25 protein-coding genes are annotated in these 23,186 nt (G+C 69.2%); 4 read left to right on the forward strand and 21 right to left on the reverse strand.

From position 1 onward, the window contains the following. Positions 1-132: 132 nt before the first annotated feature. The 14 genes from tecA to CFB34_RS13070 form a co-directional block, all read right to left on the reverse strand. Positions 133-612, reverse strand: a complete 480-nt coding sequence (tecA, locus tag CFB34_RS13005) for a type 6 secretion system effector deamidase TecA (RefSeq protein ID WP_089442138.1) — start codon at positions 610-612, stop codon at positions 133-135. Between the two features lie 101 nt (positions 613-713). Continuing rightward, positions 714-1,196, reverse strand: a complete 483-nt coding sequence (locus CFB34_RS13010) for a hypothetical protein (RefSeq protein ID WP_089442137.1) — start codon at positions 1,194-1,196, stop codon at positions 714-716. A gap of 64 nt (positions 1,197-1,260) precedes the next feature. Further along, a complete protein-coding gene (locus CFB34_RS13015) occupies positions 1,261-2,748 on the reverse strand; it encodes a Do family serine endopeptidase (RefSeq protein WP_089442136.1) in 1,488 nt (495 codons plus the stop codon). Between the two features lie 76 nt (positions 2,749-2,824). Beyond that, entirely contained in the window at positions 2,825-3,208 is a 384-nt protein-coding gene (locus CFB34_RS13020; protein WP_089442135.1) for a hypothetical protein, read from the reverse strand. 46 nt (positions 3,209-3,254) lie between these two features. Continuing rightward, complete coding sequence (locus CFB34_RS13025) at positions 3,255-4,085, reverse strand: hypothetical protein (RefSeq protein WP_089442134.1); 831 nt, start codon at positions 4,083-4,085, stop codon at positions 3,255-3,257. Between the two features lie 8 nt (positions 4,086-4,093). Beyond that, positions 4,094-4,984, reverse strand: coding sequence for a peptidylprolyl isomerase (locus CFB34_RS13030; protein ID WP_089442133.1), 891 nt, complete (start codon positions 4,982-4,984; stop codon positions 4,094-4,096). 44 nt (positions 4,985-5,028) lie between these two features. Further along, the gene (locus CFB34_RS13035; protein WP_089442132.1) at positions 5,029-5,442 is read right to left on the reverse strand and encodes a hypothetical protein; all 414 of its coding nucleotides are present in this window, start codon (positions 5,440-5,442) and stop codon (positions 5,029-5,031) included. Continuing rightward, a complete protein-coding gene (locus CFB34_RS13040) occupies positions 5,439-6,032 on the reverse strand; it encodes a YbjN domain-containing protein (RefSeq protein ID WP_089442131.1) in 594 nt (197 codons plus the stop codon). Before CFB34_RS13040 ends, CFB34_RS13035 begins: the two co-directional genes overlap by 4 nt. Positions 6,033-6,091: 59 nt before the next feature. Then, positions 6,092-6,775, reverse strand: a complete 684-nt coding sequence (locus CFB34_RS13045; RefSeq protein ID WP_089442130.1) for a hypothetical protein — start codon at positions 6,773-6,775, stop codon at positions 6,092-6,094. Positions 6,776-6,787: 12 nt separating this feature from the next. Then, positions 6,788-8,599, reverse strand: a complete 1,812-nt coding sequence (locus tag CFB34_RS13050) for a putative porin (protein WP_089442129.1) — start codon at positions 8,597-8,599, stop codon at positions 6,788-6,790. A gap of 92 nt (positions 8,600-8,691) precedes the next feature. Continuing rightward, complete coding sequence (locus CFB34_RS13055; RefSeq protein ID WP_089442128.1) at positions 8,692-9,390, reverse strand: TonB family protein; 699 nt, start codon at positions 9,388-9,390, stop codon at positions 8,692-8,694. A gap of 4 nt (positions 9,391-9,394) precedes the next feature. Next, complete coding sequence (locus CFB34_RS13060) at positions 9,395-9,805, reverse strand: biopolymer transporter ExbD (RefSeq protein WP_021161942.1); 411 nt, start codon at positions 9,803-9,805, stop codon at positions 9,395-9,397. 18 nt (positions 9,806-9,823) lie between these two features. Next, positions 9,824-11,620 carry a MotA/TolQ/ExbB proton channel family protein gene (locus tag CFB34_RS13065; protein WP_089442234.1) on the reverse strand — a complete coding sequence of 599 codons (1,797 nt, stop codon included), beginning with the start codon at positions 11,618-11,620 and terminating at the stop codon, positions 9,824-9,826. 66 nt (positions 11,621-11,686) lie between these two features. After that, on the reverse strand, positions 11,687-13,339 hold the full coding sequence (locus CFB34_RS13070; protein WP_242808604.1) for a ShlB/FhaC/HecB family hemolysin secretion/activation protein: 1,653 nt from the start codon (positions 13,337-13,339) through the stop codon (positions 11,687-11,689). 816 nt (positions 13,340-14,155) lie between these two features. On the opposite strand from CFB34_RS13070, the gene CFB34_RS13075 reads away from it, so the two are divergent. Both CFB34_RS13075 and gspK read left to right on the forward strand, forming a co-directional pair. Further along, positions 14,156-14,722, forward strand: a complete 567-nt coding sequence (locus CFB34_RS13075) for a hypothetical protein (RefSeq protein ID WP_089442127.1) — start codon at positions 14,156-14,158, stop codon at positions 14,720-14,722. Between the two features lie 33 nt (positions 14,723-14,755). Continuing rightward, entirely contained in the window at positions 14,756-15,751 is a 996-nt protein-coding gene (gene gspK / locus CFB34_RS13080; protein WP_089442126.1) for a type II secretion system minor pseudopilin GspK, read from the forward strand. Positions 15,752-15,785: 34 nt separating this feature from the next. On the opposite strand, the gene CFB34_RS13085 is transcribed toward gspK, so the two are convergent. After that, complete coding sequence (locus CFB34_RS13085) at positions 15,786-17,453, reverse strand: type II toxin-antitoxin system Phd/YefM family antitoxin (protein ID WP_089442125.1); 1,668 nt, start codon at positions 17,451-17,453, stop codon at positions 15,786-15,788. A gap of 140 nt (positions 17,454-17,593) precedes the next feature. On the opposite strand from CFB34_RS13085, the gene CFB34_RS13090 reads away from it, so the two are divergent. After that, the gene (locus CFB34_RS13090; RefSeq protein WP_089442124.1) at positions 17,594-18,418 is read left to right on the forward strand and encodes a hypothetical protein; all 825 of its coding nucleotides are present in this window, start codon (positions 17,594-17,596) and stop codon (positions 18,416-18,418) included. Positions 18,419-18,689: 271 nt separating this feature from the next. Here the strand turns inward: CFB34_RS13090 and CFB34_RS13095 are convergent, their stop codons facing one another. The 6 genes from CFB34_RS13095 to gspG all read right to left on the reverse strand — a co-directional run bounded on the left by CFB34_RS13095 (position 18,690) and on the right by gspG (position 22,671). Further along, the gene (locus tag CFB34_RS13095; protein ID WP_223274306.1) at positions 18,690-18,941 is read right to left on the reverse strand and encodes a DUF4880 domain-containing protein; all 252 of its coding nucleotides are present in this window, start codon (positions 18,939-18,941) and stop codon (positions 18,690-18,692) included. 257 nt (positions 18,942-19,198) lie between these two features. Next, positions 19,199-20,194 carry a FecR domain-containing protein gene (locus CFB34_RS13100; RefSeq protein WP_089442123.1) on the reverse strand — a complete coding sequence of 332 codons (996 nt, stop codon included), beginning with the start codon at positions 20,192-20,194 and terminating at the stop codon, positions 19,199-19,201. Between the two features lie 11 nt (positions 20,195-20,205). Continuing rightward, positions 20,206-20,754 (reverse strand): RNA polymerase sigma factor, encoded by a 549-nt coding sequence (locus CFB34_RS13105; protein ID WP_089442122.1) that lies wholly within the window; start codon positions 20,752-20,754, stop codon positions 20,206-20,208. 6 nt (positions 20,755-20,760) lie between these two features. Beyond that, on the reverse strand, positions 20,761-21,507 hold the full coding sequence (locus CFB34_RS13110; RefSeq protein ID WP_089442121.1) for a TonB C-terminal domain-containing protein: 747 nt from the start codon (positions 21,505-21,507) through the stop codon (positions 20,761-20,763). Between the two features lie 182 nt (positions 21,508-21,689). Then, a complete protein-coding gene (locus CFB34_RS13115; protein ID WP_242808605.1) occupies positions 21,690-22,175 on the reverse strand; it encodes a GspH/FimT family pseudopilin in 486 nt (161 codons plus the stop codon). 25 nt (positions 22,176-22,200) lie between these two features. Beyond that, positions 22,201-22,671, reverse strand: coding sequence for a type II secretion system major pseudopilin GspG (gene gspG, locus CFB34_RS13120; RefSeq protein ID WP_089442119.1), 471 nt, complete (start codon positions 22,669-22,671; stop codon positions 22,201-22,203). 61 nt (positions 22,672-22,732) lie between these two features. Here gspG and CFB34_RS13125 point away from each other — a divergent pair, with 61 nt between their 5' ends. After that, positions 22,733-23,179 (forward strand): general secretion pathway protein GspC, encoded by a 447-nt coding sequence (locus CFB34_RS13125; protein WP_089442118.1) that lies wholly within the window; start codon positions 22,733-22,735, stop codon positions 23,177-23,179. Positions 23,180-23,186: the final 7 nt, after the last annotated feature.

Consider the following 23,186-nt stretch of genomic DNA (forward strand, 5'->3'; position numbering starts at 1 on the left):
GACGCCGTGGAGAGTCAATCACGGTCGAGAGGATAGCAGCGATGGACCGCGCCACGCCATGCCGGAGTGGCCGGCAGCGCGGGACGGCAGCCGCGTGCGTGGCGCCCGGCGTGGCAGGCAAGGCCAGGCGGCCTACAGGCGCGACAGATGAACCCGGATGTTCGCGCGGTCGTACGTAAAGCCACCGGCCGCGTCCGGTTGGAGCACGCGCGCCAGGTCGACCGCATACCGCCATCCGCTGCCGAGGAGCCCGCCGTTCACGGCCCGGATCGAGGTGCCGCCGACGGCGATTGCCGCATGAAAGACCGAGCCGCCACGCGAGAAGCCGACCGCGGTCCCGGCAGGAATGTTCGCGCGCCCGTCCCATTCGCCGCCGTTCTCGAAGTTGAAGCGCGGCCGCCAGTGCTGACCGATCGTGTCGAGCAGCGTGTTGGGCGTGATCATCGCGTCGGCGCGCATCAGGTACCGCACATAGGCCGCAGCGTCGTAGCAGACGCCGGCGGAAACGTACGTGTTGATGTCGGCCGTGCCGGATAGCAACGCCTGCGCGTGTCGCTGCCGCTCGGGGAAACCGAACTGGGCGACCTGCGCGCCCAACGGGGTCAATTGCATGGGGAGCTCCTGTGGAAGAAGCGGGACGCGATCGTCCCGTCAACGCAATACCCTCATATCTTATTACGATATCCGGACCGATCCGCGCACGGCCCCGCGCGTCACGGCACGCGCGCCGCCGACGCCGGCACGGCGGCGGCCGCATCGGGATTCGGCGCGAGCCGCAGGCGCACGCGCAACGGCTGCAGCATGTCGGGCGGCGGCGGCTCCGCCAGCGGGCCGGCCGTGAGCAGTTGCCGCAGCGTCGCGTCCGCGTCGGGATTGCCGAGCGACGCGAATTCGACGTGCGTGACGGCGCCGGTCGTGCCGATCCACGCGCGCACGACGATCGCGGGCGGCGGCGCATCGGCGCTCGCGTTCAGCACGCGCGCTTCGAGATAGCGGTGCAGACGATCGGCCGCGTCGCCGTCGGCTTCGAGCCACGTCTGGAACTGCTGCCCGGCGAGTTGTCCGTAGCGAATCCACGTTTGAGGTACGTCGGCCGTCTGCGCAACGGCCGCCGGCCCGACGCCCGCGGCGAGCACCCATGCGGCGATGATCGCCCGCCACCCACCGGATACGCCCCACTGCTGCATTCGCTTCATCCCGCCTCCCGTTTCGACGATGCGCGGTCGTGCTGCGTCGCGTCGTCCGCTCGTCCTTCGATCCTCAACCGATCTCGATCGGCACATACAGACGCGCGCCGCCGCGCTGAATCAGCAGCGCGACGTTGCCGTGCGCGGCGTCGATCTCGGTCATCAACGCGCCGATGTTCGCAACCGGCGTGCCGTTGACCGACAGCACGACATCGCCGGGCTGCAACCCGGCGCGCGCGGCCTGGCCGCTCGCCTGCTCGACGACGAGTGCCTGGCCGACGCCGAGCCGCTGGCGCTCCTGCTCCGTCGCCGCGCGCAGCGCGAGCCCGAACCGCGCGGGCCCTTGCTCGCCGCTCGCCGACGCCGTGCCGCTGTCGAATGCGCCTACGGTCGCGCTCATGTGCATCGCCCGTCCCGCGCGCCACACGAGCAGGTCGGCTGGCCGCCCGGCCCGCATGCCCGCTACGGTGCCGAGCAGGTCCGCCGATTCGGCGACCGGCTTGCCGTCGACCGCGAGCACGACGTCGCCCGGCTGCAGGCCCGCGTGCGCGGCCGGGCCATCCGGCTCGACCATGGTGATCAGCGCGCCGTCGGGGCTGGCGAGGCCGAACGAACGCGCCAGCGCCTGGCTCACTTCCTGGACGGCCACGCCGAGCCGGCCGCGCGTGACCTTGCCGGTCCGCAGCAACTGATCCTTCACGTCGAGCGCGATGTCGATCGGGATCGCGAACGCGAGCCCCTGATAGCCGCCCGTCTTCGAGAAGATCATCGAGTTGATCGCGATCACGCGGCCACTCAGGTCGAACAGCGGGCCGCCCGAATTGCCGGGGTTGATCGGCACGTCGGTCTGGATGAACGGAATCGCGCGCTCGCCGGGCAACGAACGCGATTTCGCGCTGACGATGCCCTGCGTGACCGTGTTCGCGAACCCGTACGGCGACCCGATCGCCATCACCCAGTCACCTACTTCGGTGCGCGCGGGGTCGCCGGTCGCGACGACCGGCAGGTTGTGCGCGTCGATGCGGATCACCGCCACGTCGGAGACCGGATCGCTGCCGACCACGCGCCCCTTGAACTGCCGCTTGTCGGTCAGCTTCACGTCGATCGCGACCGCATCGCCGACCACGTGCCGGTTGGTCAGGATCACGCCGTCCTCGCTGACGATGAAGCCGGAGCCGAGGCTTACCTCCTCGCGGTTGCCGATCACGCGCCGCGCAAGAAACGGTGCGAGCGGATGATCGGGCGCGATGCCCGGCGGCAACTGGATGCCCATTTGCGTGACTTCGCGCGTGACGCTGATGTTGACGACGGCCGGGCCGACGCGCCGGACCAGCGCGGCGAAGTTCGGCAGCGCGACGGTCGGCGTTGGGGTGGGCGCGACGGTCGGCGTTGGGGTGGGCGCTGCGGTTGGCGATGCGGTCGGCGCTGCAGCACCCGGTTGCGCGGGCCGTTCGGCAGCCGTTGCCGTTGAACCACCGCATGCGTACGCGCAGGCCAACGCCAGCCCGCCGGCCATCGCTCGCAGCAGCACTGCCAGTTTCGTGTGCCCGTCCGCTTTCATGTCGCTGTTCCTCGTCGGTTCGCGCCGGAGCGCCGCCGGCTCATCGATACCTGGTCCCACGTTCGGCCGCCTAGCGTTACTTCGGCGGCACGGCGACCGGCACATCGGGCCGCTGCGGCGTCGTCGACCGGCCCCAGTTCGAGCCGAAACGGTTCCGCTCGGTGGACAGGTTGAACGTGCCCAGACGATTCGACGGTTGCTTCGACAGCCGCTCCGCATCCGTTTGCGACGCGCCTGCCTGCGGGTCGGCCTTTGGCTTCAGTTGCTGGCTGAGACAGTCGTACGACAGCGCACGCTTGCCGTCGACTTCCGCATCGACACACACCGGCTTCGTGGCCGCACCCGGGCCGGCCGGCGCAGGCGCGGCCGCACTCGCCGCCGCGCGGCCGCCCTGCGCGTGCGCGCCGGTTGCCAGCAGCAGGCAGACGATCGTCGCGATGCCGCTTCGTCGCATCTTCATGCGCGCCTCCTTCAGAAATGGCGCCGTGGCACTCACGCTGCCGCCGTCACAGGTTCGCCCCCGGCGCCGACGTGCGCGCCAGGAAACGCGCGAACGCGGCGCGGTCAGACGCTTCGATCGCCGGCTCCCGTTCATCGACCCGTTGCGCCCACGCGTCGCGCATGCCGTCGACCGGCTGCCACGCCTGCACCTGTGCGCCGGTCGGATACGGCGTGGCGAGCGGTTCGCGATAGTCGACGCGAAACAGCGCCGGCGCGCTGCCGCCGGCCGTCCACAGATCGCCGACGTCGCGCACGCTCGCATCGAACCAGAATCGCACCCAACGCGCCGTCGGCGCGCGCGGGTCAGTATCCGGCGCCTCGGTGCCCGACGCGTCGGGCACGCGCAGGAAGCCGGCGAGCACGAGCAGCACGGCCGCCAGATCGTCGTCGCGCAACATCCGGTACGACCAGAGATCCGCGACGTCGACACAGGCAATCACCGCGATGAAACGGGCCATCGTGAGCGCGGGCCACGCGCGTCGCATCAGCGTGTAATGGCGCGCCCAGTGCGCCACGAAGCGCTCGCGATGCAGGGCGGCGACCTGCACGTCGCGCGAGCCGCGAATCGTCAGCTCCTCCGGCTGATACTGGCGCGTCGTGAGCACGCACTGCGCGGAACACCGCGCGCTCCGGTGCCGCGCATGGCCACCCGCACCGGGCAGCGGCTCCAGCGCGCCGAAGCACAGCGGGCAATGCGTGGGCCACTCACCGGGCCGGCCCGGCCACGGGTTCGCCTTCGGCATGCGCGGGCGGTCGGCGGCCGCGGCTGGCCGGCGTCGCCGCGGCGTGCGCGCATCGGGTGCGTCGACGCGCGGCGTCGAACGGACGGTTGCCATGAGCGCGCCTACCGGGCGGACGCAAGCGCTTTCTTCAGCGCGTCTTCGTTGATCGGTGCGTTCCCGGCGAGCTTCGCGAGATAGGCCTGCGCGTTCTGCTGGGTGCGCTGTGCACGCAGCATCGCGCGCAGTTGCTCCTTCACGTCGTCCAGCGGACGCGGCGCGGCCGCGCGGATGTCGATCAGCTTCACGACGTGGAAGCCCGTCGGCGTCTGGATCGGCGCGGAGACCTGCCCCGGCTTCAGCGCATCGGCCGCCTGACGGACCGCCGGCACCATCAACGGATCGGGCACGAAACCGAGATCGCCGCCGTTCGCGGCGCTCGCCTTGTCCTGCGAATTTGCCTTTGCAAGCGCCGCGAAATCGCCGCCGCGCGCGCGGTTCGCGAGATCGGCCGCCTGCTTGCGCGCCTTGTCGAGCGTCGCGGCATCCGCGTTCGGCGGCACCGCGATATAGATCTGCGCGACGTGCAGCGCGCGCGGCGCGGTGAACGCCGCGCGGTTCTTGTCATAGGCGGACTGCAACTCCGTGTCCGACGGATAGTCGGCCGGCGGTGCATTCACCGATGCCAGATAGCTGCGCACGACGATATCGCGCCGCGCCTGTTCGACGGCGGCCTGCACCTGCGCCTGCTTGTCCCAGCCCTTCGCTTTCGCCTCGGCCAGCACGGCCTTCTGCGCGAGCGTCGAACGCACGACCTGGTCGAGCGCAGCGGGATCGGCCGCGAGACGTTCGCGTCCCTCCGGACTCACCGCCTTCAGCAACCCCGCGATATCGTCCTGCGTGACCGACGCCTGCGCGGCGTTCGCGATCACGTCGTCCTGTGCATGCACAACCATCGGCATGCCCAGCGCGAGACTGCCTGCCACGATCGTCAGCCTCTTCATCTTCGTCATCATCGTTCGACTGCCCTCTCGATTGCTCTTGAAATGCGGACGCTGCATCAGCGCGCGTCCGTCAGCGTCATGCGCAGGACGAGCGGCTGCGCCATCCCGCGTGGCGGCGCCGCGCCGACCGCCCGGCCGACGAGTGCGGCGTGCAGCGCGGCGTCGAGCACCGGTGGTCCGGCCGCACCGCTGTCGACGCGCGTCACGTGCCCGTACCGGTCGAGCCACGCGCGCACCGGCAGCACCGGAGCGTCGTCGCCGGCATCGGCCCGTTCGCCGGCCCAATGCTCGATGCCGTTGCGCAGGCGGCACACTGCTGCGTCGTCGCCGTCGAGCGTCGCCTGCAACCACAGCGCGATGCGCCGCGCATACGCACCCCACGCGGCAGGTGCGTCGCCCGCGGCCATCGCGTCCGCGTCGCGCCGCGCGCGGCCCGGCAGCAGTGCCCGCAGGGCGGTGCCGATCTTCACTTCGCGGCGGCCTCGACCGCGACCGTGGCCGTTTCGACGGCCGGTGCGCCTGCCTGGTCGCCGGCCGCCGCGCGTGCCGCCGCTTCCTGCTCGGCCATCGCGGGACGGTTGCGCAGGTGCAGCAGGAATTCCTGGATCAGGCGATCCCACAGCTCGATCGTCGAGCGCAGGTAGCGCTCGGACACGCCGCCCGCGACGACCACGTCCATCTCCAGCGCGAGAAACTGTCCGTGGCTCGCCAGACGCGCGAAGCGCTTGGTCCGGTTCCAGTCCGCGACGAGCTCGGCCGGCAATTCGCCCTGTACCTGCAGCACGCACGACAGCGTGTAGTCGATGAACCGCTGCGCGGCAAGCTGTGCATCGGCGCCCTGCGGCGCGAGCGCGGCGGCCGGGTTGCCGAAGCGCACCGCGAAACCGATGCCCTGGCTGGCGCTCATCAGTTGCACCGCGCCGTTCTGTTCGGCGGCCGTCACGCGGTAGCCCGCGCGGCGCAGCACGTCGGCGAGGTGGTCGGCGCTGATCGCTTCGATCGGCGCGTCGTGTGCCGCGCGTTCGTCGCCGGCGTTCGGTTGTGGTTGCTTGTCTTGCATGTCTGTCTTCCCCGTATTCAACGAATCGATCGGTTCATCCCCGCTTTGGGCCCGTGCGCTCACTGCGCGTTCGTCGCGGCAGCCGATGCCGGCGCCGGCGTTGCCGCAACCGGCCGCGCGGCCGGGTCGTACTTGCCCGCATACAGCGCATCGCCGTAGCGCTGCGCGATGTCGTCGTACTTCACGCGCGCCGACTGCGCGAACGGCTGACGCGACGAGAACAGCGTGCCGATCCCGACATGCTCGTACGCGTCGAGAATCTCGTGCCCCACGCGATACAGCTCGGCATTGTGTGCCTGGCAGGTTTTCAGTTGCGTGTCACGCGCGGCCACGTCCTTCTGCAGCTGCGTGTGCTGCGCATCGCGGGCACGCGACACGGCGAGCAAGTCCTCGTAGGACGACTTGTATTTCGCCAGCGACTTCGCGTCCTGCTCGCGGCCTGCCCGCTCCTGAGCGAGCGCACGCTTCGCGGCCGCCTCGGCGCCCGAGTCGCCACGCGCGGCCGCCAGTTGCCCCTGCATCGCCTTCAGTTGCGCGAGCGCGTCGTCGCGTTGCTTCTCGGCCGCCGCCTTGTCGCTCTGCAACTGCGCCTGGTTGTCCTGCAGCTGGCGCAGCTCCTGCACGGTCGAGCGCAACTGGCTGCGCAGCTTGTCCTCGATGCTCTGCGCGCGCGCGCCGCCGGCCGCGAGCAGCAGCGTGCCGGTCATGGCGGCAGCGAGCATCGTGCGTGTAATCGTGTTCATCCGCGGCTCCGGTCAGAAGCGAGCATTGAGCTCGATCTGCAGCACGTCGATCGAGACCGGCGGCCCGTACACTTCCTTCGAGCTCAGGTAACGGGCCGACACCCACGTATCGCGTGCGACCGCATACGCGGCGCCGAGCACGTAGCCGCGCGCGTTGGTGCCGCCGAGGTGGAAGTCGGGATCGTTGAACGCATCGAGCACGGCGTCCGGCTGCAGGTACTTGTACGCGATCGAGAAGTTCCACTGGCCCTTCTCGCGCGGCTCCGGCTCGCCGAACGTCGCCTTCGCGAGGAAGCCGTTCGGGCCGCTGCGATAGTCGGCGCGCGTCGCGTTCACCGACGTCGAATCGTAGTTGTTGACCGGCAGCGACGCCGCCGCGAACGCCTTGTTGTCGTTGTACGCGAGGTTGCGCACGTATTCGCCGTCGAGACGCAGCTTGAAGCGATCGGCCACCACCGTGTCCCACTGCGCCTTCAGGTCGAGCAGCCGGTAGTTGTAGGCCAGGCCGAACAGCTGCGGCTGCGGCGTCATGCCCGGCGCGAGGTTCGGGTTCTGCACGATGTTGCGCAGCGCGATCAGCGTGTTGCCGCCCTGCATGAACGCCGGCGCCTCGTTGTCGGTGCTGCAGCTCGTCGGGCCTTGCCCCAGCGCGCACGGCGACGACAGCGTGCCGCGCATGTTCTGGAAGTCGTAGTACGCGAGCGCGCCGCGCAGCCGGTTCTTCGCGTCGATCTTCCAGTCGGCGCCGAACTGCGCGCCGAACATCCATTTCGTGTCGCTGCCGGCCTTCTCGGTGCTGTTCGACGGGAAGTTCTCGCTCGTGTACTGGATCGGGAACACGCCGAGCGTGCCGAACAGCGTGACGTCCGGGTTCCACGGCAGCGCGTGGCGCAGGTTCGCGGCGAGCCCGTCCATCATCAGGTCGTCGGAGAACACCAGATCCGACTTGAAGAACGGGTTATCGAAACGGCCGGCCGTCAGGTTCAGCCACGACGTCGGCTTGTACGCGAAGAATGCCTTGTTCAGCCAGATGTTCTTCTTCGCGAAGCCGCCGCCCGCGGTGGCCGTGGTCGATACCGGCCCGTTGTCGTTGCCGCTCGCGAGCTGGATGCCGGCGATCATCTCGTCGGACAGCGTCGCCGTCACGCCGAGCCGCGCGCGGTAGCGCAGCAGGTTGTTGCGGTTCTCCCGCGTGTTCTGCGTGGGGATCTGCGTGTTGTTGGTGTTCGAGTTGACGTCGAAGCCGCCGCCCTGGTTGATCGCCGCGAAGTTCGTCACGCCGTTCGTGTTGTTGCCGCCGTAGAAGTGATACTCGTCACGCACGCGCAGGTCGCCGTCGAGCTTGATGCGCGACACCCAGTCGGGGAACGTGTTCGGCTGCGCCCAGTTCTCGGCCTTCGCCTGCGCGATCACTTCCTGCTTCACCTGGTCGCGGATCTGATCGCGCACGAGTTGCGGCACGTACGGCACCGCGACGTCGCCCGGCTGCGTCGGCGGGTTGACCACGCCGCCCGCCACGACCGGCGCGCCCGATGCGCGGGCCGACCGCGCCTGCACGGCCTCGGTGCGCGCCTCGCTGATCAGCTCGTTCGCGTTCTGCTGCGTGAGCACGCCGCGCTTCACGAGCAGGTTGATCAGGTTGATCACCACGCTCTCGGTCGGCGCGGCCTTCCCCGACGCCGCCTGCGCCTCGAGCGACTGCCCGTGCGCGGCGGACGCGCAGGTCAGCCCGAGCGTCAGCACCGCCGCGCCGACGCGCGACAGGCGCGCGGGTAGCGCGCCGTTGCGGGGGACCCCACCCCGTCCGTTCATCTTCCCAATCATCGAAGTACTCCGAACAATTTTCGTTTCTTTTCCGGCAGCATCCGTGCAACGGCGCCGCCCCATGATTCTTTCGTTGTTTCGCGCACGCATCGTCATGCCGGCTTGCGCCCCTGAAGCTTGACGAGCACCGGATACGAAGTGGCCGGCGGCGGCACCTCGTCGACCCGGCCGAGTGCCTCGACCGCCGCGACGACGGCCGCATCGATCTTCGCGTCGCCGGTGGACTGCGCGATCGTCACCTTCGTGATCCGCCCCGAGGTATCCATCCACAGGTTCAGGCTGCCCGCGAACCGCGCACCGCCGGCCTCCTGCACGCCCTTGTCCTGCTCGATCGCGCGCTGCAGCACGTACACCATGTATTGCGCATAGCTCGCGTTGCCGAACTTGCCGCCCCCGCCGCTGCCCAGCATCCCCGAGCCGTCGCCCGCGCCGATGCCGAAGTTGTCGGTGCCGGCCTGCGCATCGGCATTCATCGTCATCTGCTTCGGCTGGTTGTCCGACGGCTTCGGCGCCTCGGACGGCTTCGGCGCGATCGTCGGCCGGTCGACCGGCGTCTTGACCTCTTCCTTCACCTTCTCGGGCGGCGGCTTCTGTTTCGGCGGCGGCGGGGGCGGCGGCAACGGAATCACCGTCGTCACCTGCGGCGCGCTCACGCGCTTCACGCCCGCGGTATCGCCCGCGAAATGCCAGATCAGCGCGGCCACGCCCGCGAGCACCAGCGCGATCGCGACGGGCTTCACGTAGCGGCCGGGGCCCTTGTCCGGCGGGCCGCCGTTGTAGGTCATCTCCATCGCGTCAGCCGCCCTGCTTCGCCTTGCCGGTCACCAGGCCGACCTGCGACAGGTCGAGGCGGCGCAGCAGGTCCAGCACGTCCATCACCTTCTGGTACTGCACGCCCGCGTCGCCCTTCAGCACGATCGGAAAATCCGGACTGGTCGCCTTCTCGGTGCGCAGCCGGCTCTCGAGTTCGTCCATCGTCACCGGGTACGCGTCGAGGAACACCTGCCCCGAATCGGCCACCGTGATCGCCTTCGTCTTCGGTTTCGCGAGGCTCGCGGACGAGCTCGCCTTCGGCAGATCGACCTTGATGCCCTGCACCGACGCGGTCGTCATGATGATGAAGATGATCAGCAGCACGTACGCGAGGTCGAGCATCGGCGTGATGTTGATGTCGTCGTACGGCTTGTCGTCGTCCTGAACCTGCATGGTGGTCTCCTGCGTGCGTCAGTCGGCCAGCACCGCGTGATCGGGCGCGCGGTGAGCTTCGGCGAGGCGCGTGACGAATTCGTCGACGAACACCTGCATGTTCGCGGTCACGTTCTTGTTGCGGATCAGCAGGTAGTTGTAGCCAAACAGCGCGGGGATCGCGACGAACAGCCCCGTGACGGTGGCGAGCAGCGCGGCCGCGATACCCGGTGCGATCGCGTTCACGTTCACGTCGCCGGCCGCGGCGATCGCCGCGAACGTGATCATCACGCCCACCACCGTGCCGAGCAGCCCGAGGAACGGGCCGCCCGAGATCGCGATCGTCAGCAGCACCATCGACTTCGACAGCCGCTGGTTCTCGCGCACGAGCGTCGCGTCCATCGACGCGCGGATCGCCTCGATCGATTCCGACGTGATCACCGTGCGGCCGGTGTTGTCGACACGGCTGTGGATTTCATGCACGCCGGCCTTGTACAGCCGGTACAGCGACGACTGGTACAGGCGGCGGCCGTCGGCGCTCGCTTCGTCGACATGCGCGAGACCGACCAGGTGGCGCCCGGCCACTTCGCGGAAGCTCTGCACGAAATACTGGTTCGCCTTGTCGACGGTGCCGACGTAGCGCGCCTTCGTCCACATCACGATCCACGACACGAGCGCCATGCCGAGCAGGATCGTGATCACGACCCACGCGTCGACGGTCACCGACTGCACGATCACGCCGAAGTACCCGAAGCCGAAACCCGACTGCTTCTCGTCGGCGCCATAGGCGACGAGCTTCGATTCCGAACCTTGTGCGAGCGCGTCGACCGCGATCGCCGCCGGCGAGCGCGCGATCTTCGACAGGCGCAGTTCGTCGAGCGCGCCTGCGTAACCGGCGAAACCCGCCGGTGCGCCGGTGGTATCCGCACCGACCGTTGCGGCGCTGTTCAGCGCGGGCAGCGCCGCCGCGACCTGGGCGGCCTGCTTGCCGTTCACGTAGACGGTGAGGTTCTTTCCGTCGGCCGTGACCGCGAGATACGTCCACTGGTTCGCGGCGACCGGCGAGGCGGCCGGCGTGCGTACCGGTGCCGTGCCGGCAGCGACTTCCGCGAACGGCACACCGTTGTCGAGGCCGATCAGCAGCGCGTTCGCGCCGTCACGACGGCTGTACAGCAGCGTGTTCGGCGCGAGCGCCGACGGCTTCACCCATGCGCTGAAGGTGAAGCTGCCGCCGGCCGGCACATTCAGCGACGGGCTCGCCGGCAGCGTCAGCGACCCGCTGCCGTCGAACCGCGCGCCCTTGCCGACGATGCCGTCCTCGACCGTCCTGAACGACGCGTTCTGCGCGTGGTTGCCGTAGGCGGTCAGGTCCTTCGGCGGCGCACCCGCCGCGCCGTTGAAGTGGTACACGAGCGTGTAGTCGGCATCGAACGTCTCGGCCGGCTTGCTGCCGTCCGGCGCCTTCTTGTTGCCGTAGTACATCCAGATCGACTCCGCGGCGCCGGCCGGCATCTTCGGAATGTCGACCCAGATCAGCGCAACGCCGAGCACCGGATCGTATTGCTCGACGTGGTAGTTCAGCGGCGTCTTGTCGTCGGCGGCGACGAAGCGGATGTCCGCGCCGTTGTCGGCCAGCCCGTCGAACTGGAAGTTGCCCGAGTGCAGGCGGATCAGCAGCGGCACGCGGCCGGCCGATTCCGCGAGGTTCGCGCCTTTCGCGCTCGCGTCGATCGTGATCGCCTTCCGGTACGACCAGTCGTTCTGCCACCATGCGTTCGCGATGCCGGGCAGCACGCCGAGCATCACCGCCAACAGGAAAAACAAGACTCGCTTCACGATCCACTCCCCGAATGTGCGGGCGCCGCGCTCGTCGCATCGCCCCGGCACGATCAAAAAAATCCGTCAGAACCCCAGCCTTACGTAGAAATCGAACCGCGGGCTGTACTGCCGCGTATAGACACCCGCCTTCAACGGCCACCCGGCCTCGAAATCCGCGCTCGCGTACTTCATGAGCTGCACCCGTGTGCCGACGCCGACACTCATCAGGTTGAAGCGCGACGTCTGCTCCGGCAGCGGGCTCAGCAGCCACAGGTGCGCCGCGTCGAAGAACGCGTGGAAGCGCCACTCGTTCACGCGGCTGCCGACCGCGCCGCCGAGCCACTTCGCGAGCGACGGGCTGCGCAGCTCGACCGACGCGATCACGCCGCTGTCGGCCGTGTCCTCGGCCTGCATGTAGCCGCGCACGCTGTTCATCCCGCCCACGGCGAACTGCTCGCTCGACACGAGCGGCGAGTTCGAGATCTGCGCGTTCACGTGCGCATTGGCCTGCATGTCGTTGGCGAAGCGCTGCGTGTGGTTGACGTCGAACTTGCCGTACACGAAATCGGGCGTCGCGTTGTAACGCTTGTTGTCCCATGCGCCCCAGTCGCTGCCGAAGCCGCGGATGTTCGTCGTCACCGATGCGGCGAACGACGTCTGCGAATTCTTCAGGCTCAGTTGGCCGTTGTACGACAGCGTCACCGGCACGTACGTGAGCGGTGCGGTCGAGCCCGTCTGGCCCGGTATCGACACGTTCTCGTCGAAGTGCTTGCGGTCGATCTCGACGCTGACCGAATGCGCGTAGGTTTCCGTTGCCGGCAGCGAATAGATCGCGGTGAAGCCGTAGGTGGTGCCCTTGCCGAGCACGTTGGTGTTCGCGACCGACGCGACGTTGCTGTCCGAATGCACGACCGTCGCGAGGAAGCTCCAGCGCGAATCCCTGATCGGCGCGAGATACGAGAACGCGTAGACGCGCGCATCGTTCGGATGCTGCGGCGCGAGCACGTAGGTGCCGGAGATCACGTGACCGAGCTGCCACAGATTCGAGTAGCTGAGGTTCGCGGTCGTGCGCAGCGTCGACGTGCCGGGGCTGTTGTCGTTGTTCAGTTCGAGCGAGCCGTGCAGCGGGCTGTGATCGTCGACCTTCAGGTCGACGTCGACCGTCTGCGGCAGCGCACCCGGCTTGAGGATCGGAATCACCTGCCGGTCCGCCGAGCGGTTCAGGTCGGTGAGCTGCTGCTGCGCCTGGTTGAAATCGGGCACCTGGCCCTCGGCCAGCGCGGGCACCGCATCGCGGATGTTCTGCGGCGAGTTGTATTGCGCGCCGTCGACGCGCAAGCGCCCGACCTTCGCTTCCGTCACCTGCAGCAGGATCACGCCGTTCTTCACCTGCTGTTGCGGCAGCTCGACGACGACCGACTGGTAGCCGCGATCCTGGTACGCCTTCTGCAATGCGTCACGCGCCGCGTTCACGTCGGCGAGCGTGCGGCCCGGCCCTTCGAACGGATACACGGCCTTCTCGATCTCGAGCGTCGGCAACGTCGTGTTGCCGCGCACCACGAAGGCATTCACGTCAAACGACTGCGGCGCGGCCGGCGCCGCTTTCGCGGCGGGCGCGGCTTCCTGCGCATGAATTACCGGCGCGAAACCCAGCCCACCGGCCAGCACGACACCCGCCAGGCATCGGCAGTTCAGCCGCCATCGTTCGCGTGACTTGCGGTCTACTCTCGGCGGCATGCGCCATTCCCCTTTGTTGTTCCGGATCGACGCAAAGCGCACCGCGCCAGCCGTTCGATCCGCTATCAAATGCCTGTTTCACTTTGATGACGATTGATTCGCCATCCTTAGCATGATCTGCGCAATGCCGTTCCCGATTTCCGTACCCGGTGCGTTCGAGCGCCTCTACCGGAAAGGACGAAGCGACTCCGGAAAACCCGCAACCTTTGTTCCGCAACGTCCCGCTCGACTGCCGATCGACGCAACGGCACTGCTGCATCGATCGGCAACGACCATCGTGTGCGGCGCACGAGTCGCCGCTCTCACCTACCTAGACGGAACGGGTCGCGCATTGCCGCAAACTTTTTTCGCGGGCCATCCCACCGGCCATCCGACTGGCCGTCCGGCTCGACGCCGGAAGCAGGACACGGCCGCCAGCGCGCGGCCTGCAATGCGCGCGCAACGCGAGCCGGCGCGAATCGCGCGGCGCGTTGCGCAGGAATATGCGTGGCCCCCGTTTCATGTACGTATCGTCTGCCGTGGCTGCCAAGGCTTCCGGACAGCGCGTGCGCGCGCGATCGTCGGCAGACGTGTTGCCGCCCCGAAGGCGGCGCACGACGCGCGTCACGCTCCCCCTGCGGGCGGTTCGACAATCCTCGGGTTTCAACCGGGAAGTTTTTGTGACATTCCGCTGAAGATATGCACGAGACCGTTTTCGCGCACCGCCTGCGCGATGCAGCGCCGCGGCACGCATCCCGGTCACGAGAAATCCTGCGGTTTGCGGGCGCCCGCTTCGTCCTAGCTATTGGGAAAAGACGTCAACGACCGGATCCATCCATGTCATTCGCGACGATGTTCGTACGGTGGCTCGCCGAACGCCTGTCCGGCCATGCCGCGACCGCGGGCCCGCTGCCGCCCGCCGCCTTTGCCGCGCCGCGCCGCGCGTTGCGCTGGCGCGCGCCCTGGCTGGCCTGGCACCTGCTGTCGTGGGTCGTGCTCACGTTGCTCGCGCCGCCGATCTGGACGATCGGCACGCTGCTGCTGATCGACGCGTCGAGCGACCAGCCGCTGTTCTGGATGCTCGCGATGGCAATTGTGCCGTTCGCGAACGGGGCGGCGATCGTCGCGGCAAACCAGCGCCATCACCGCACGCCGTTCACGCGGCGCTCGACGGTCGCGCTCTACCTGTTTTTCATCGCGATGGCCGTCGGTTGCGCGTTGTTCCTGCTGTTGCTGTGGCGCTCGCATGCGATCGCGTCGCTGGTCGGCCCGCTGGCGCTGACGACCGACGGCACGCATCCGGCGACGCTCGCGTTCTGGGTGGCCGGACTCACCGCGATGTTCGGCGTCACGTCATCCGCGCATGCGAGCATCGTCCATGCGTGGCTGGTGTTCGTGGACTGAGCGCCGTCACGCCGCCCTTGCAGGAGCATGCAAATGCATCGATACGGAAAGTCCGGGAGCGTGCGGCCGCGGCGCGAACGCGGCATCGCGATCGTCACGGTGCTGCTCGTCGTCGCGCTGGCGGCGACGCTCGCGGCGAGCGTGCTGTGGCGCCAGCAGGTCGCGACGCGCGACGTGGAGAACCAGCGGCTCGCGACGCAGACGATGTGGGTCGAACGCGCGGCGGTCGAATGGGCGCGTGCGACGCTGCGCGCGCAGAACGCGACGTCGAACGTCACGTTCGTCGGCCAACCGTGGTCGTTGCCGGCCGCCGACGTGCCGCTGTCCGACCTGCTGCCGCCCGACGCCGCGGCGGTCAATGCGGAGCTGGCGCGTGCCTGGATTTCCGGCCATGTCGAAGATGCGCAGGCGCGCTTCAACCTGACGAATCTCGTCACGCGTATCGCGCCCGGCAAGCCTTGGCAGGCGAACGGCGAAGGCGTGCTCGCGTACCGGCGGCTGCTGAGCCAGCTATCGCTCGATCCCGCGCTCGCGCAATTGACGGCCGACACCATGCTGCGCTCGCTGCGCGACACGAACGGCCCTGACGGCTGGCCGCTGCAGCTCGTGTCCATCGACGATCTCGCCCGCATTCCCGGCTACGATGCACATGCGATCGAGACGCTCGCGCCGTTCACGACGATCCTGCCGGACCTGACGACCGTCAACGCGAATACCGCGGCCGAGCCCGTGCTCATCGCGGCGATTCCGACGCTGTCGGCGAGCCAGGCCAAGCGGCTCGTCGACCGGCGCGGCACCGCGTACTTCGTCAGCACCGGCGACATCGCCGAGTACCTGCTGCCCGCGCGCGAAGGCAATCCCACGCTGCCGGGCGGCTCGACCATCGGCGTCAACAGCCTCTACTTCATCGTGCATTGCCGCGTGCATTCGGCGCGCATCAACGCACGCGTCGACACGCTGATCGCGCGCTACGGCAGCGGCAATTTCACGTGGACGTCGGTCATCTGGGTTCATCGGCTGACGAGTTGAGCGCGGCGCCTGCGCGCCGCCTCGACAGCGTCGGCTAGTTCAACGACGATTCGCTCAACGCGGCCGAGCGCATGCCCTGCGCCGCCGCGCAGTCGAACGACAGCCGCGTGAGGCTCGTCTCGCGCACTTCGCCGAGCAGCCGGTTCCAGTCGTCGATCGACACGAGCAGCGCGATCGGCCGGTTGTACTTGGTGACCATCACGAGCGCCTCGCCCGCGTGCCGCAACGCCTTCGACGGATTGCTGCTGAAATCGCGCGTCGCCATCGCGATCGTGCGCAGGCTGAACACGTTCGCGGCCGGATCGCCGCCGTCGTCATGGAGCAGGTGTTCGAGTGTCGCCGCGCGCAGCAGCGCCTGCGACTTCGCGGACAGCCGGTTGTCGCGGCGCCTGCGCCGCTCGCTGCGCGGATCGACGTGCGCGGCGAGCATCCGCACGATCTGGCCGAGCGTCGCCGCGGGCAACTGATCATAGCGTCGCCACCAGTCAGGCGGCAGCGCGATCATCATCCCGGCATAGGTTGCGGCGACGCCGTCGGCGATATGCGACGGCACGCGTTCTACGTCACGTTCGTCCAGGCCGAGTGCGCCGCCGACCATGCGGGTCATCACGCTGAACGCGTTGTACGCAAGTGCCGCGATGCCGCATGCGAGCAGCGACGCACGCGCGGGCACGCTGCCGAACAACGTGCCACCCAACGCAGGTTCGAGTGGCAACGGCAGCGCATCACGCCAGCGCCGGCGCGCCAGCTGCATCACCTGGCACGCGTCGAACTGCTCGACAGGCAGGTTCGTCAGTACCGTGACCGTCGCGCCCGGGTGGCCGTCGAGCCCAGGGCCGCACCATTCGATCCGCCTGAGCGTTCCGGTCGCTTCACCGTCGCCCGCAATGCCGACGGCCTGCTCGCGAACGTCGCCGCCGTCAAGCGGGCCGGCATCGCGCCAGCCGCCGAGCGGCCGGCAAGCGGCCGCGCCACCGTAGTCGTGCAGCACGAATGCGCAGCCGCGGCGCGGCCAGCCCGATACGATCGCCTCGGTATCGAAACGGCCGTCGACGATCCACAGCTCGCCGGGCCTGACCGTCTCCAGCAACGCGCCGACGAACGCACGCTCGTGGGATCGGCCGCGCTCGATCGGCAGCAGGTCGACGATCATCGCAAGCTCGGGATCGTAGACCGCCAGAACGCGCGCGCCGGTCAGGCTCGGCGCGCCGTCCCGCGCCGGGTCGTCGCATGCGCGGCCGCAGTCGCAACCGGCACCGCGGGGCGCGCAACTGTCGCCCGTGCCGTCCAGCACGCGCAGCCGCATTCCGCCAAGCGTGCGCCCGCGCTCGTCGGCGCGCACCGCCGCGACGGGCAGCAGCAGATCGACGCTGTCCCGGACGAGCGCACGCCCCCAGCCGGCCCGCCATCGGCTCATGCCATCGTGAAGCGCGGCCACCGCGGCGCCGGACGCGGACGATGCGTGCCCCGGCACACCGCGTGGCCTCACCGATACCGGCATCTGCGCGTGCGCGGCAATCGACGCGATCGCGTCGACCGCCAGCGCGAACAGCGTCTCGCGGATCGACTCCTCGTCGGGCTCGTCGTCCGCGTCGACAGTCGTATCGATCCAGTCGTCGTGCAGCGCGCACTGCAGCACGAGCCGCGTCATGATCGTCATCGGGCTCTGTTCGACGAAGCGTTCCACAATCGTGCGCATCATCCCGTCACTCCACACTGTTCAGCCCGGCACACTCGCACTTGACGGGTGGCCCGCGACGCCGCAGCATCGTGGGCGACCGGACCCGCGCGACGGCGCGCCGCCGCGGCGGTCCGCCCGCAATCGATGCACGAGGCACCGGCATGTACGTAGATCCCCGCGTGGCCCATGGCCGCGCCCGGTTCGACCTGAGCGGCTCGCCGCGGCTCGTCGCCGACGAACGCCGCTGGGAAATCAGCGACGTCGTCACGCGCGGCCTCGACGATTTCACGGGCGTACGCAACCGCCGCAACCTGATGCGGCTGCTCGAACGCCAGATCGCGCCGAAGCTCGCGCGCCTCGGGCTCGAGCCGTACGTCGGCGCGCTCGGTCATGCCGAAGGGTTGTTCGTCAATTTCTCGACGATGAGCGCCGAGCACGGCCTGCGCGAATTCCAGCTTCAGTTGATGGTGCCCGACCTCGTGCTGCGCAGCTTCGCGTCGAACGTGATCCGCCCGCACGCGGTCGCACGCTGCATGCAGCGCAACGGCGTGATGTCGCTGGCGGAAATCGAGCATGAAACGCGCATCGCGTTCGTCGCGGCGCGCGTGATGCGCTCGCTGGCCCTCGCGGAAGGCTGGCAGCAGATCGGCGTACCGACGCCGCACGGGCTGTTCGTCGGCGCGCTGACCGACGCGCACGACGTCGCGATGAACACCTATTTCCGGCCCGGCGACAACGACCGTCCGTCGCGCTGGAGCGGCTTCTCGGCCCTCTTCTCGTCGATGCCGGACTGGCGGCCGGAACAGGTCCGGCACGGCGGCGATCTGCTGCAATGGATGGTCAACCATATCGTGGCCCTGCAAGAATCCGCACCGTTCGTCGAACGCTTTCCCTTTCTGCGCGAGCCGCTGCGCGATGCCGGCGATCCACTCGACGCCGCCTGGAACGGCGCACGCGCCGGCCTGCAGCCCGGGGCGCCATCCTGAATCCCGGGTCGTGAATCCGGGCCTGCATGACGCGGCCGGCACATCGGCGCCACACGCCCGCTGCCGTGCGTGCACGGTGATCCGGGGGCCCATTCAGGCCCCCGTTCCCCGGTCTCCGCACTACAGCCCCTCCGCACAGCCCCCTCGCTCTCTCATATACAAGGTCGAAGCGGGCCCGCATAACCCGCAGACTTTCGTGCAACGCCCGTGCGCCGCCGCGCGAACGCGATTGCGCACCACGCCAGTGCAGTGCACGCGCAAAGCCGCCGCCTCAATGCGTACGCGTCGACCCGCCCGGCTCCGGGCGGCCGACCGTCTCCAGCACGGCCCACATCCAGATCAGCTCGCGGACCGTGCGCGCATGCTCGTCGCTCTGCGCGCGCCAGCACGCAAACGCGTCCAGCTCCTGTTGCGTCGTGTCGCCCGTGCGCAGCCACAGCAACCAGCGCACCGCGCCCTCGCGGATCGCATCGGCGCGCGTATTCGCGTCGCCGGGATCCTTGTCCCGTTGCGATTCGTTCATGATCACGCCACCGCCCGAAGCTCCATCGACACACATCCCCCGCACCGCGCATCGCTGCACGGCCGGGGCGCTTGCCACCCACGCCTCGGGTCCGACGACGTCGCACCGGGCCGCCATGACAGACGGCCCGGCGTTTGCCGGCCCTCATTGATCAAGTCGTATCGGACGGCCGTAACCCGCAGGGCGCGGACAGCCGCAAGCGCCGCGAACGCATCGCCGGCGGTAGGAAGAGAGGAACGTAAAGCGCGGGAAGCCGGTCAGCTCAGCAGCACGATGTTGCCGGGCAGGCGCGTGATGTGCGCGCCATACAGACGGCCGACCATGTCGATCACGTCGTCGAGCCGCGTGATCGGAAACTGCGCCTGCATCCGGTTTTCGCCGAGCGACGCGCTGCGCAGGATGACCTTGCCGCGCCGGTAGCGATTGATCTCGTCGACGACCTCGGCGAGCGGCACGCCGTTGAACACCAGCATCCCGCGCCGCCATGCGCTGACCGCGCCCGGATCGATCCGCGACACGGGCTGCACGCCGCGATCGTCGTAGACGACCTGATCGTCGGCCGTCAGCGTGCGCGCACCGCGCGGATGCTCGAGCGCGACCGTGCCGGACAGGCAGGTCACGCAGACCTGCGAGCCGGTGCGCCGCACGTTGAAGCGCGCGACCGTCGCCTGCATGCGGCCGCCGCCGGCCACGACGGTGACGGGCTGGATCGGCGTCGCGCGGCCGGCCGGCGGCGCGGCCGCGTCGATCTCCGCCTCTCCGGCGACGACTTCGACGCCGTGCGCGGCATCGCTCGCGGCCAGCACGTCGAGACGCGTCTGCGTATTCAGCGCGACCGTCACGCGCGACGACAGCGCGACGCTGCGCTGCTCGCCGGTGCCCGTGTGGTAATCGGCCGCGAGATCGCCGAGCGACGGCCACAGCTGCATCGGCGGGCGCACGGCAAGCCACGACGCGCCGGCCGCTACCGCGAAGCCGATGAACGCGCGCCGTCCGGTGCGCATCGTGCGCTCGCGTTTTGCGACGTTTGCCCAGGCAGCGGCCGCGCGTTCCTCGTGCGCAAGCTCGGTCGCCGCCGTGCGCAGCGCGCTCCAGGTATCGCGCAGCAGATCGGCGGCTTGCGGACGATCGGCGCACCAGCGCTCGAACGCATCGGCTTCGGCCTGGCTCGCGTCTCCCGAGCGCAGACGCAGCAGCCACGCACTCGCTTCGTCGAGTTCGTCGTGGGCAGGTTCGGCCTGGGCTTTCGTCATCGTCCTGATGCTCAAAATTTACGCGGGCCGCCTCGCGTGCCCGAGTACGGATCGCCGTCTTCCTGCATGCGCTGCAGGCAGTACTTCATTGCCGCACTCAGCTCGCTTTCCACGAGCCGCAGCGAAATGCCGAAATGCTCGGCGATCTCGCGGTTCAGCAGGCCGTCCACGCGGGCGGCCAGCAGGATCGCGCGGCGCCGCGGAGGCAGGCCGCGCAGCACGTCCTTCAGTGTCTCGACCTTGCGGCGCGCCGCGACGATGCGCTCGGGATCGGCCAGTTCGTCGGGCATCTCGAGCAGCGTCTCGACATCGTCGTCGTGCAGATGCCGGCGTTCGCGGCGATGCTGGTCGATCGCGACATTGTTCGCCATCCCGAGTATATAGGCGTCCGCGTTCGTCACCTGCGTGGAGACGTTCGCGTTCTCGAGACGCAGCCAGGTCTCGTGCAGCGCGTCGGCGGCGCCGTCCTTCGACCCGGTCACGCGCTCGAGCCGCCTGACGAGGTACGCGTAGCGCGTCGCCAGCAGATGCCTGAGCCCGGAGCGGTTGCTGTCGGACATGGCGGCCTAGCCCCGAACGGCCGGCTGCGGCGCCGGACAGCGGAAGTGCACGCCGTTGCCGGCCGGCCGCAACAGGATCGTGACCGGCTGCGGCAGGTCCGCCGGCGGCGCGTCGTCCAGCTTCAATGCGCGCAGCGCGCGCATCACCGCCGCGTCGCGGGCGGCCGAACCGCTCGATGCCACCATGTTGACCGCCACCACCGCCCCCCTGTTGTCGATGCGCACCTGCGCGACGAGTCGATAGCTGCCCGGCACCGCTCCCGGCTGCGCGCAGAGCGCATCGATCAGATGCGCCTGCAGCAGGCCCGCGAACGCGCGCCGCTCGCCGGAATCGCCGATCCCGTCGATCGGCAAGGCCGCATCCGCCGGCGTGTCGGCCGTCGCGGGCGCCTGCTCGGCGGCCGGCTGCGCGACGATGATCGCTTCGTCCGGACGCGAGAATTCCGCACGCAACCCCGTTCCGGCCAGCATCCGCTCGAGCGCGGCGCGCGGCACGAATTCGCCCTGGACCGGCGCGCTCGTGCGCCCGTCGAGCAGCGGCGCGGGCGCCAGCACGATCAGCTCGGTGAGCCGCGCGAAGTCCTGCAACGTCTTCGCGAGCGGCTGCGCGGGCAGATCGAAATGCACCGCGCTACCCGGCTGGCGGACGATGGAACCGGTCTCCTGCGCGTGTATGCCGTGCATGCACGGCACGACGAACGCGAGCCACGCGACGAGCGCCAGGACACCGGTCGGCGCCCGTGAACGAGTCATGAATCCCTGGACGGAAGTGGAGTTGCACGTTGCCGGCGAAGCGCGCCCCCCCGTGAGCGGTTCCGCAGCAAACGAACGTCAGATTGTGAGCGGGCACTATGACAGTCCGGTGAAGCGTGCAGCGATGCGATTCAATCGCGGCGCGTTCCCACATTGCGGGCATGCCAGGCGCCGAACGTCGCTCACGGCCGGCGCACGACGAAGTTGCCGATGCCCGTGCCGACGACGGCCATCCGCACGTCGCCGGACCACAGCGTGATCGTCACGGGCACGTCGATGCCTTCACTGCCGAGCACGACGCGCGACGGCACTTCGCCGCCGCCGGTGTACCGCACCGACACGCCCGTCACTTCGGCGCCCCAGCGGCGCGCGCGATACAGGTCGTCGGTCATCGGCGCCCACGCGCCGCTTTCGGTGCGCTGCACGAAGCGATAGCCGCCGCCCACCGTCTGCCACGCGATCGGGACCGACCGCACCTGCGCTTCGTCGCCGGCCGATTCGAGCAGGTTCGCCAGGCGCTGTGCCTCCTCCGCCAGATCGGTGCGGCGATTACGCGACGGCGCGAGCGTCACGACCGCGACCAGCAGCCCCACGATCACGAGCACGACGAGCATCTCCAGCAGCGTGAAGCCGGCCGACGTACGACGCGCGACGCGTGTGTGTCGCATGCGCCGGCTCACGACGCGCACGCCGTCACTGCCACGAGCCGATGTCCGCATCGTTCCCCTCGCCGCCCGGTTTGCCGTCCGCGCCGTAGCTGAACACGTCGATCGCGCCGTGCGCGCCCGGGTTCAGGTATTGATACGCGTTGCCCCACGGATCCTTCGGCAGCCGCTCGAGATAGCCGCCGTCCTTCCAGTTGTTCGGCACCGGATCGGTGGCCGGCTTCTGGACCAGCGCGCTCAGCCCCTGCTCCTGCGACGGATAGCGGCCGTTGTCGAGCCGATACAGGTTCAGCGACTGCATCATCGTGCCGATGTCCTGCTTCGCCGCGATGCGGCGCGCCTCGTCCGGGCGGCTCATGATCTTCGGCACGATCAGCGCCGCGAGAATCCCGAGGATCGCGACCACCACCATGATCTCGATCAGCGTGAAGCCGCGTTGCGGGTGTCCTCCCGCGTGGCGGGCGTATCGCGTTCGGGTTTCGTTGGGCCCCGTCATCATGCATTCACCCTCGCAACAAAGAATGGAAAACATCTTCTGTTCATCGCACCGACCTGTCGCCATGAAACCGTTCGACCTGCTTCGCATCGCGCCTTCGCGCGCCGATCTCGTTCCAGTCGCCGCGACGCTCGCGGCCGCGGCCGCACTCATTGCCGTGTCGCTGTGGGCCGTGCGCGTGCTGAGCGCTGCCGATGCGCCGGTCGCGGCGCTTGCACCGCCGCCCGCGCCGATCGACGTTGCCGCCGGCGCGCGGCTGTTCGGTGCAAAACCCGACGACGGCCGCGATGCCATCCAGCTGCTCGGCGTGCTCGCCTTCGATGCGCGCCGCGCGGCCGCGATCGTCAGCGTCGGCGGCGATGCCTCGCGCGTCGTGTCGCTCGGCGCGGCAATCGGCGAAGCCGCGAAACTGGCCGAGGTTCGCGCACGCTCGATCGTCGTCGACCGCAACGGGCTGCATCGCGAGATCGCGCTGCCCGCCGCGGAGAAGGCCAACGCATACGTGCGCTGAGCCGCGC

The organism is Burkholderia sp. HI4860 (genome assembly GCF_002223045.2).
Classification (GTDB): domain Bacteria; phylum Pseudomonadota; class Gammaproteobacteria; order Burkholderiales; family Burkholderiaceae; genus Burkholderia.

Coding starts and splice junctions, on each gene's coding strand:
- CFB34_RS13115 (WP_242808605.1), bottom strand. CDS start 22,175: ATGCGACACACACGCGTCGCGCGTCGTACGTCGGCCGGCTTCACGCTG.
- CFB34_RS13025 (WP_089442134.1), bottom strand. CDS start 4,085: ATGGCAACCGTCCGTTCGACGCCGCGCGTCGACGCACCCGATGCGCGC.
- CFB34_RS13125 (WP_089442118.1), top strand. CDS start 22,733: ATGAAACCGTTCGACCTGCTTCGCATCGCGCCTTCGCGCGCCGATCTC.
- gspK (WP_089442126.1), top strand. CDS start 14,756: ATGCATCGATACGGAAAGTCCGGGAGCGTGCGGCCGCGGCGCGAACGC.
- CFB34_RS13030 (WP_089442133.1), bottom strand. CDS start 4,984: ATGATGACGAAGATGAAGAGGCTGACGATCGTGGCAGGCAGTCTCGCG.
- CFB34_RS13105 (WP_089442122.1), bottom strand. CDS start 20,754: ATGTCCGACAGCAACCGCTCCGGGCTCAGGCATCTGCTGGCGACGCGC.
- CFB34_RS13095 (WP_223274306.1), bottom strand. CDS start 18,941: ATGAACGAATCGCAACGGGACAAGGATCCCGGCGACGCGAATACGCGC.
- tecA (WP_089442138.1), bottom strand. CDS start 612: ATGCAATTGACCCCGTTGGGCGCGCAGGTCGCCCAGTTCGGTTTCCCC.
- CFB34_RS13100 (WP_089442123.1), bottom strand. CDS start 20,194: ATGACGAAAGCCCAGGCCGAACCTGCCCACGACGAACTCGACGAAGCG.
- CFB34_RS13075 (WP_089442127.1), top strand. CDS start 14,156: ATGTCATTCGCGACGATGTTCGTACGGTGGCTCGCCGAACGCCTGTCC.
- CFB34_RS13090 (WP_089442124.1), top strand. CDS start 17,594: ATGTACGTAGATCCCCGCGTGGCCCATGGCCGCGCCCGGTTCGACCTG.
- CFB34_RS13045 (WP_089442130.1), bottom strand. CDS start 6,775: ATGAACACGATTACACGCACGATGCTCGCTGCCGCCATGACCGGCACG.
- CFB34_RS13015 (WP_089442136.1), bottom strand. CDS start 2,748: ATGAAAGCGGACGGGCACACGAAACTGGCAGTGCTGCTGCGAGCGATG.
- CFB34_RS13070 (WP_242808604.1), bottom strand. CDS start 13,339: ATGCCGCCGAGAGTAGACCGCAAGTCACGCGAACGATGGCGGCTGAAC.
- CFB34_RS13010 (WP_089442137.1), bottom strand. CDS start 1,196: ATGAAGCGAATGCAGCAGTGGGGCGTATCCGGTGGGTGGCGGGCGATC.
- CFB34_RS13020 (WP_089442135.1), bottom strand. CDS start 3,208: ATGAAGATGCGACGAAGCGGCATCGCGACGATCGTCTGCCTGCTGCTG.
- CFB34_RS13055 (WP_089442128.1), bottom strand. CDS start 9,390: ATGGAGATGACCTACAACGGCGGCCCGCCGGACAAGGGCCCCGGCCGC.
- CFB34_RS13050 (WP_089442129.1), bottom strand. CDS start 8,599: ATGATTGGGAAGATGAACGGACGGGGTGGGGTCCCCCGCAACGGCGCG.
- CFB34_RS13085 (WP_089442125.1), bottom strand. CDS start 17,453: ATGATGCGCACGATTGTGGAACGCTTCGTCGAACAGAGCCCGATGACG.
- CFB34_RS13110 (WP_089442121.1), bottom strand. CDS start 21,507: ATGACTCGTTCACGGGCGCCGACCGGTGTCCTGGCGCTCGTCGCGTGG.
- gspG (WP_089442119.1), bottom strand. CDS start 22,671: ATGATGACGGGGCCCAACGAAACCCGAACGCGATACGCCCGCCACGCG.
- CFB34_RS13040 (WP_089442131.1), bottom strand. CDS start 6,032: ATGCAAGACAAGCAACCACAACCGAACGCCGGCGACGAACGCGCGGCA.
- CFB34_RS13060 (WP_021161942.1), bottom strand. CDS start 9,805: ATGCAGGTTCAGGACGACGACAAGCCGTACGACGACATCAACATCACG.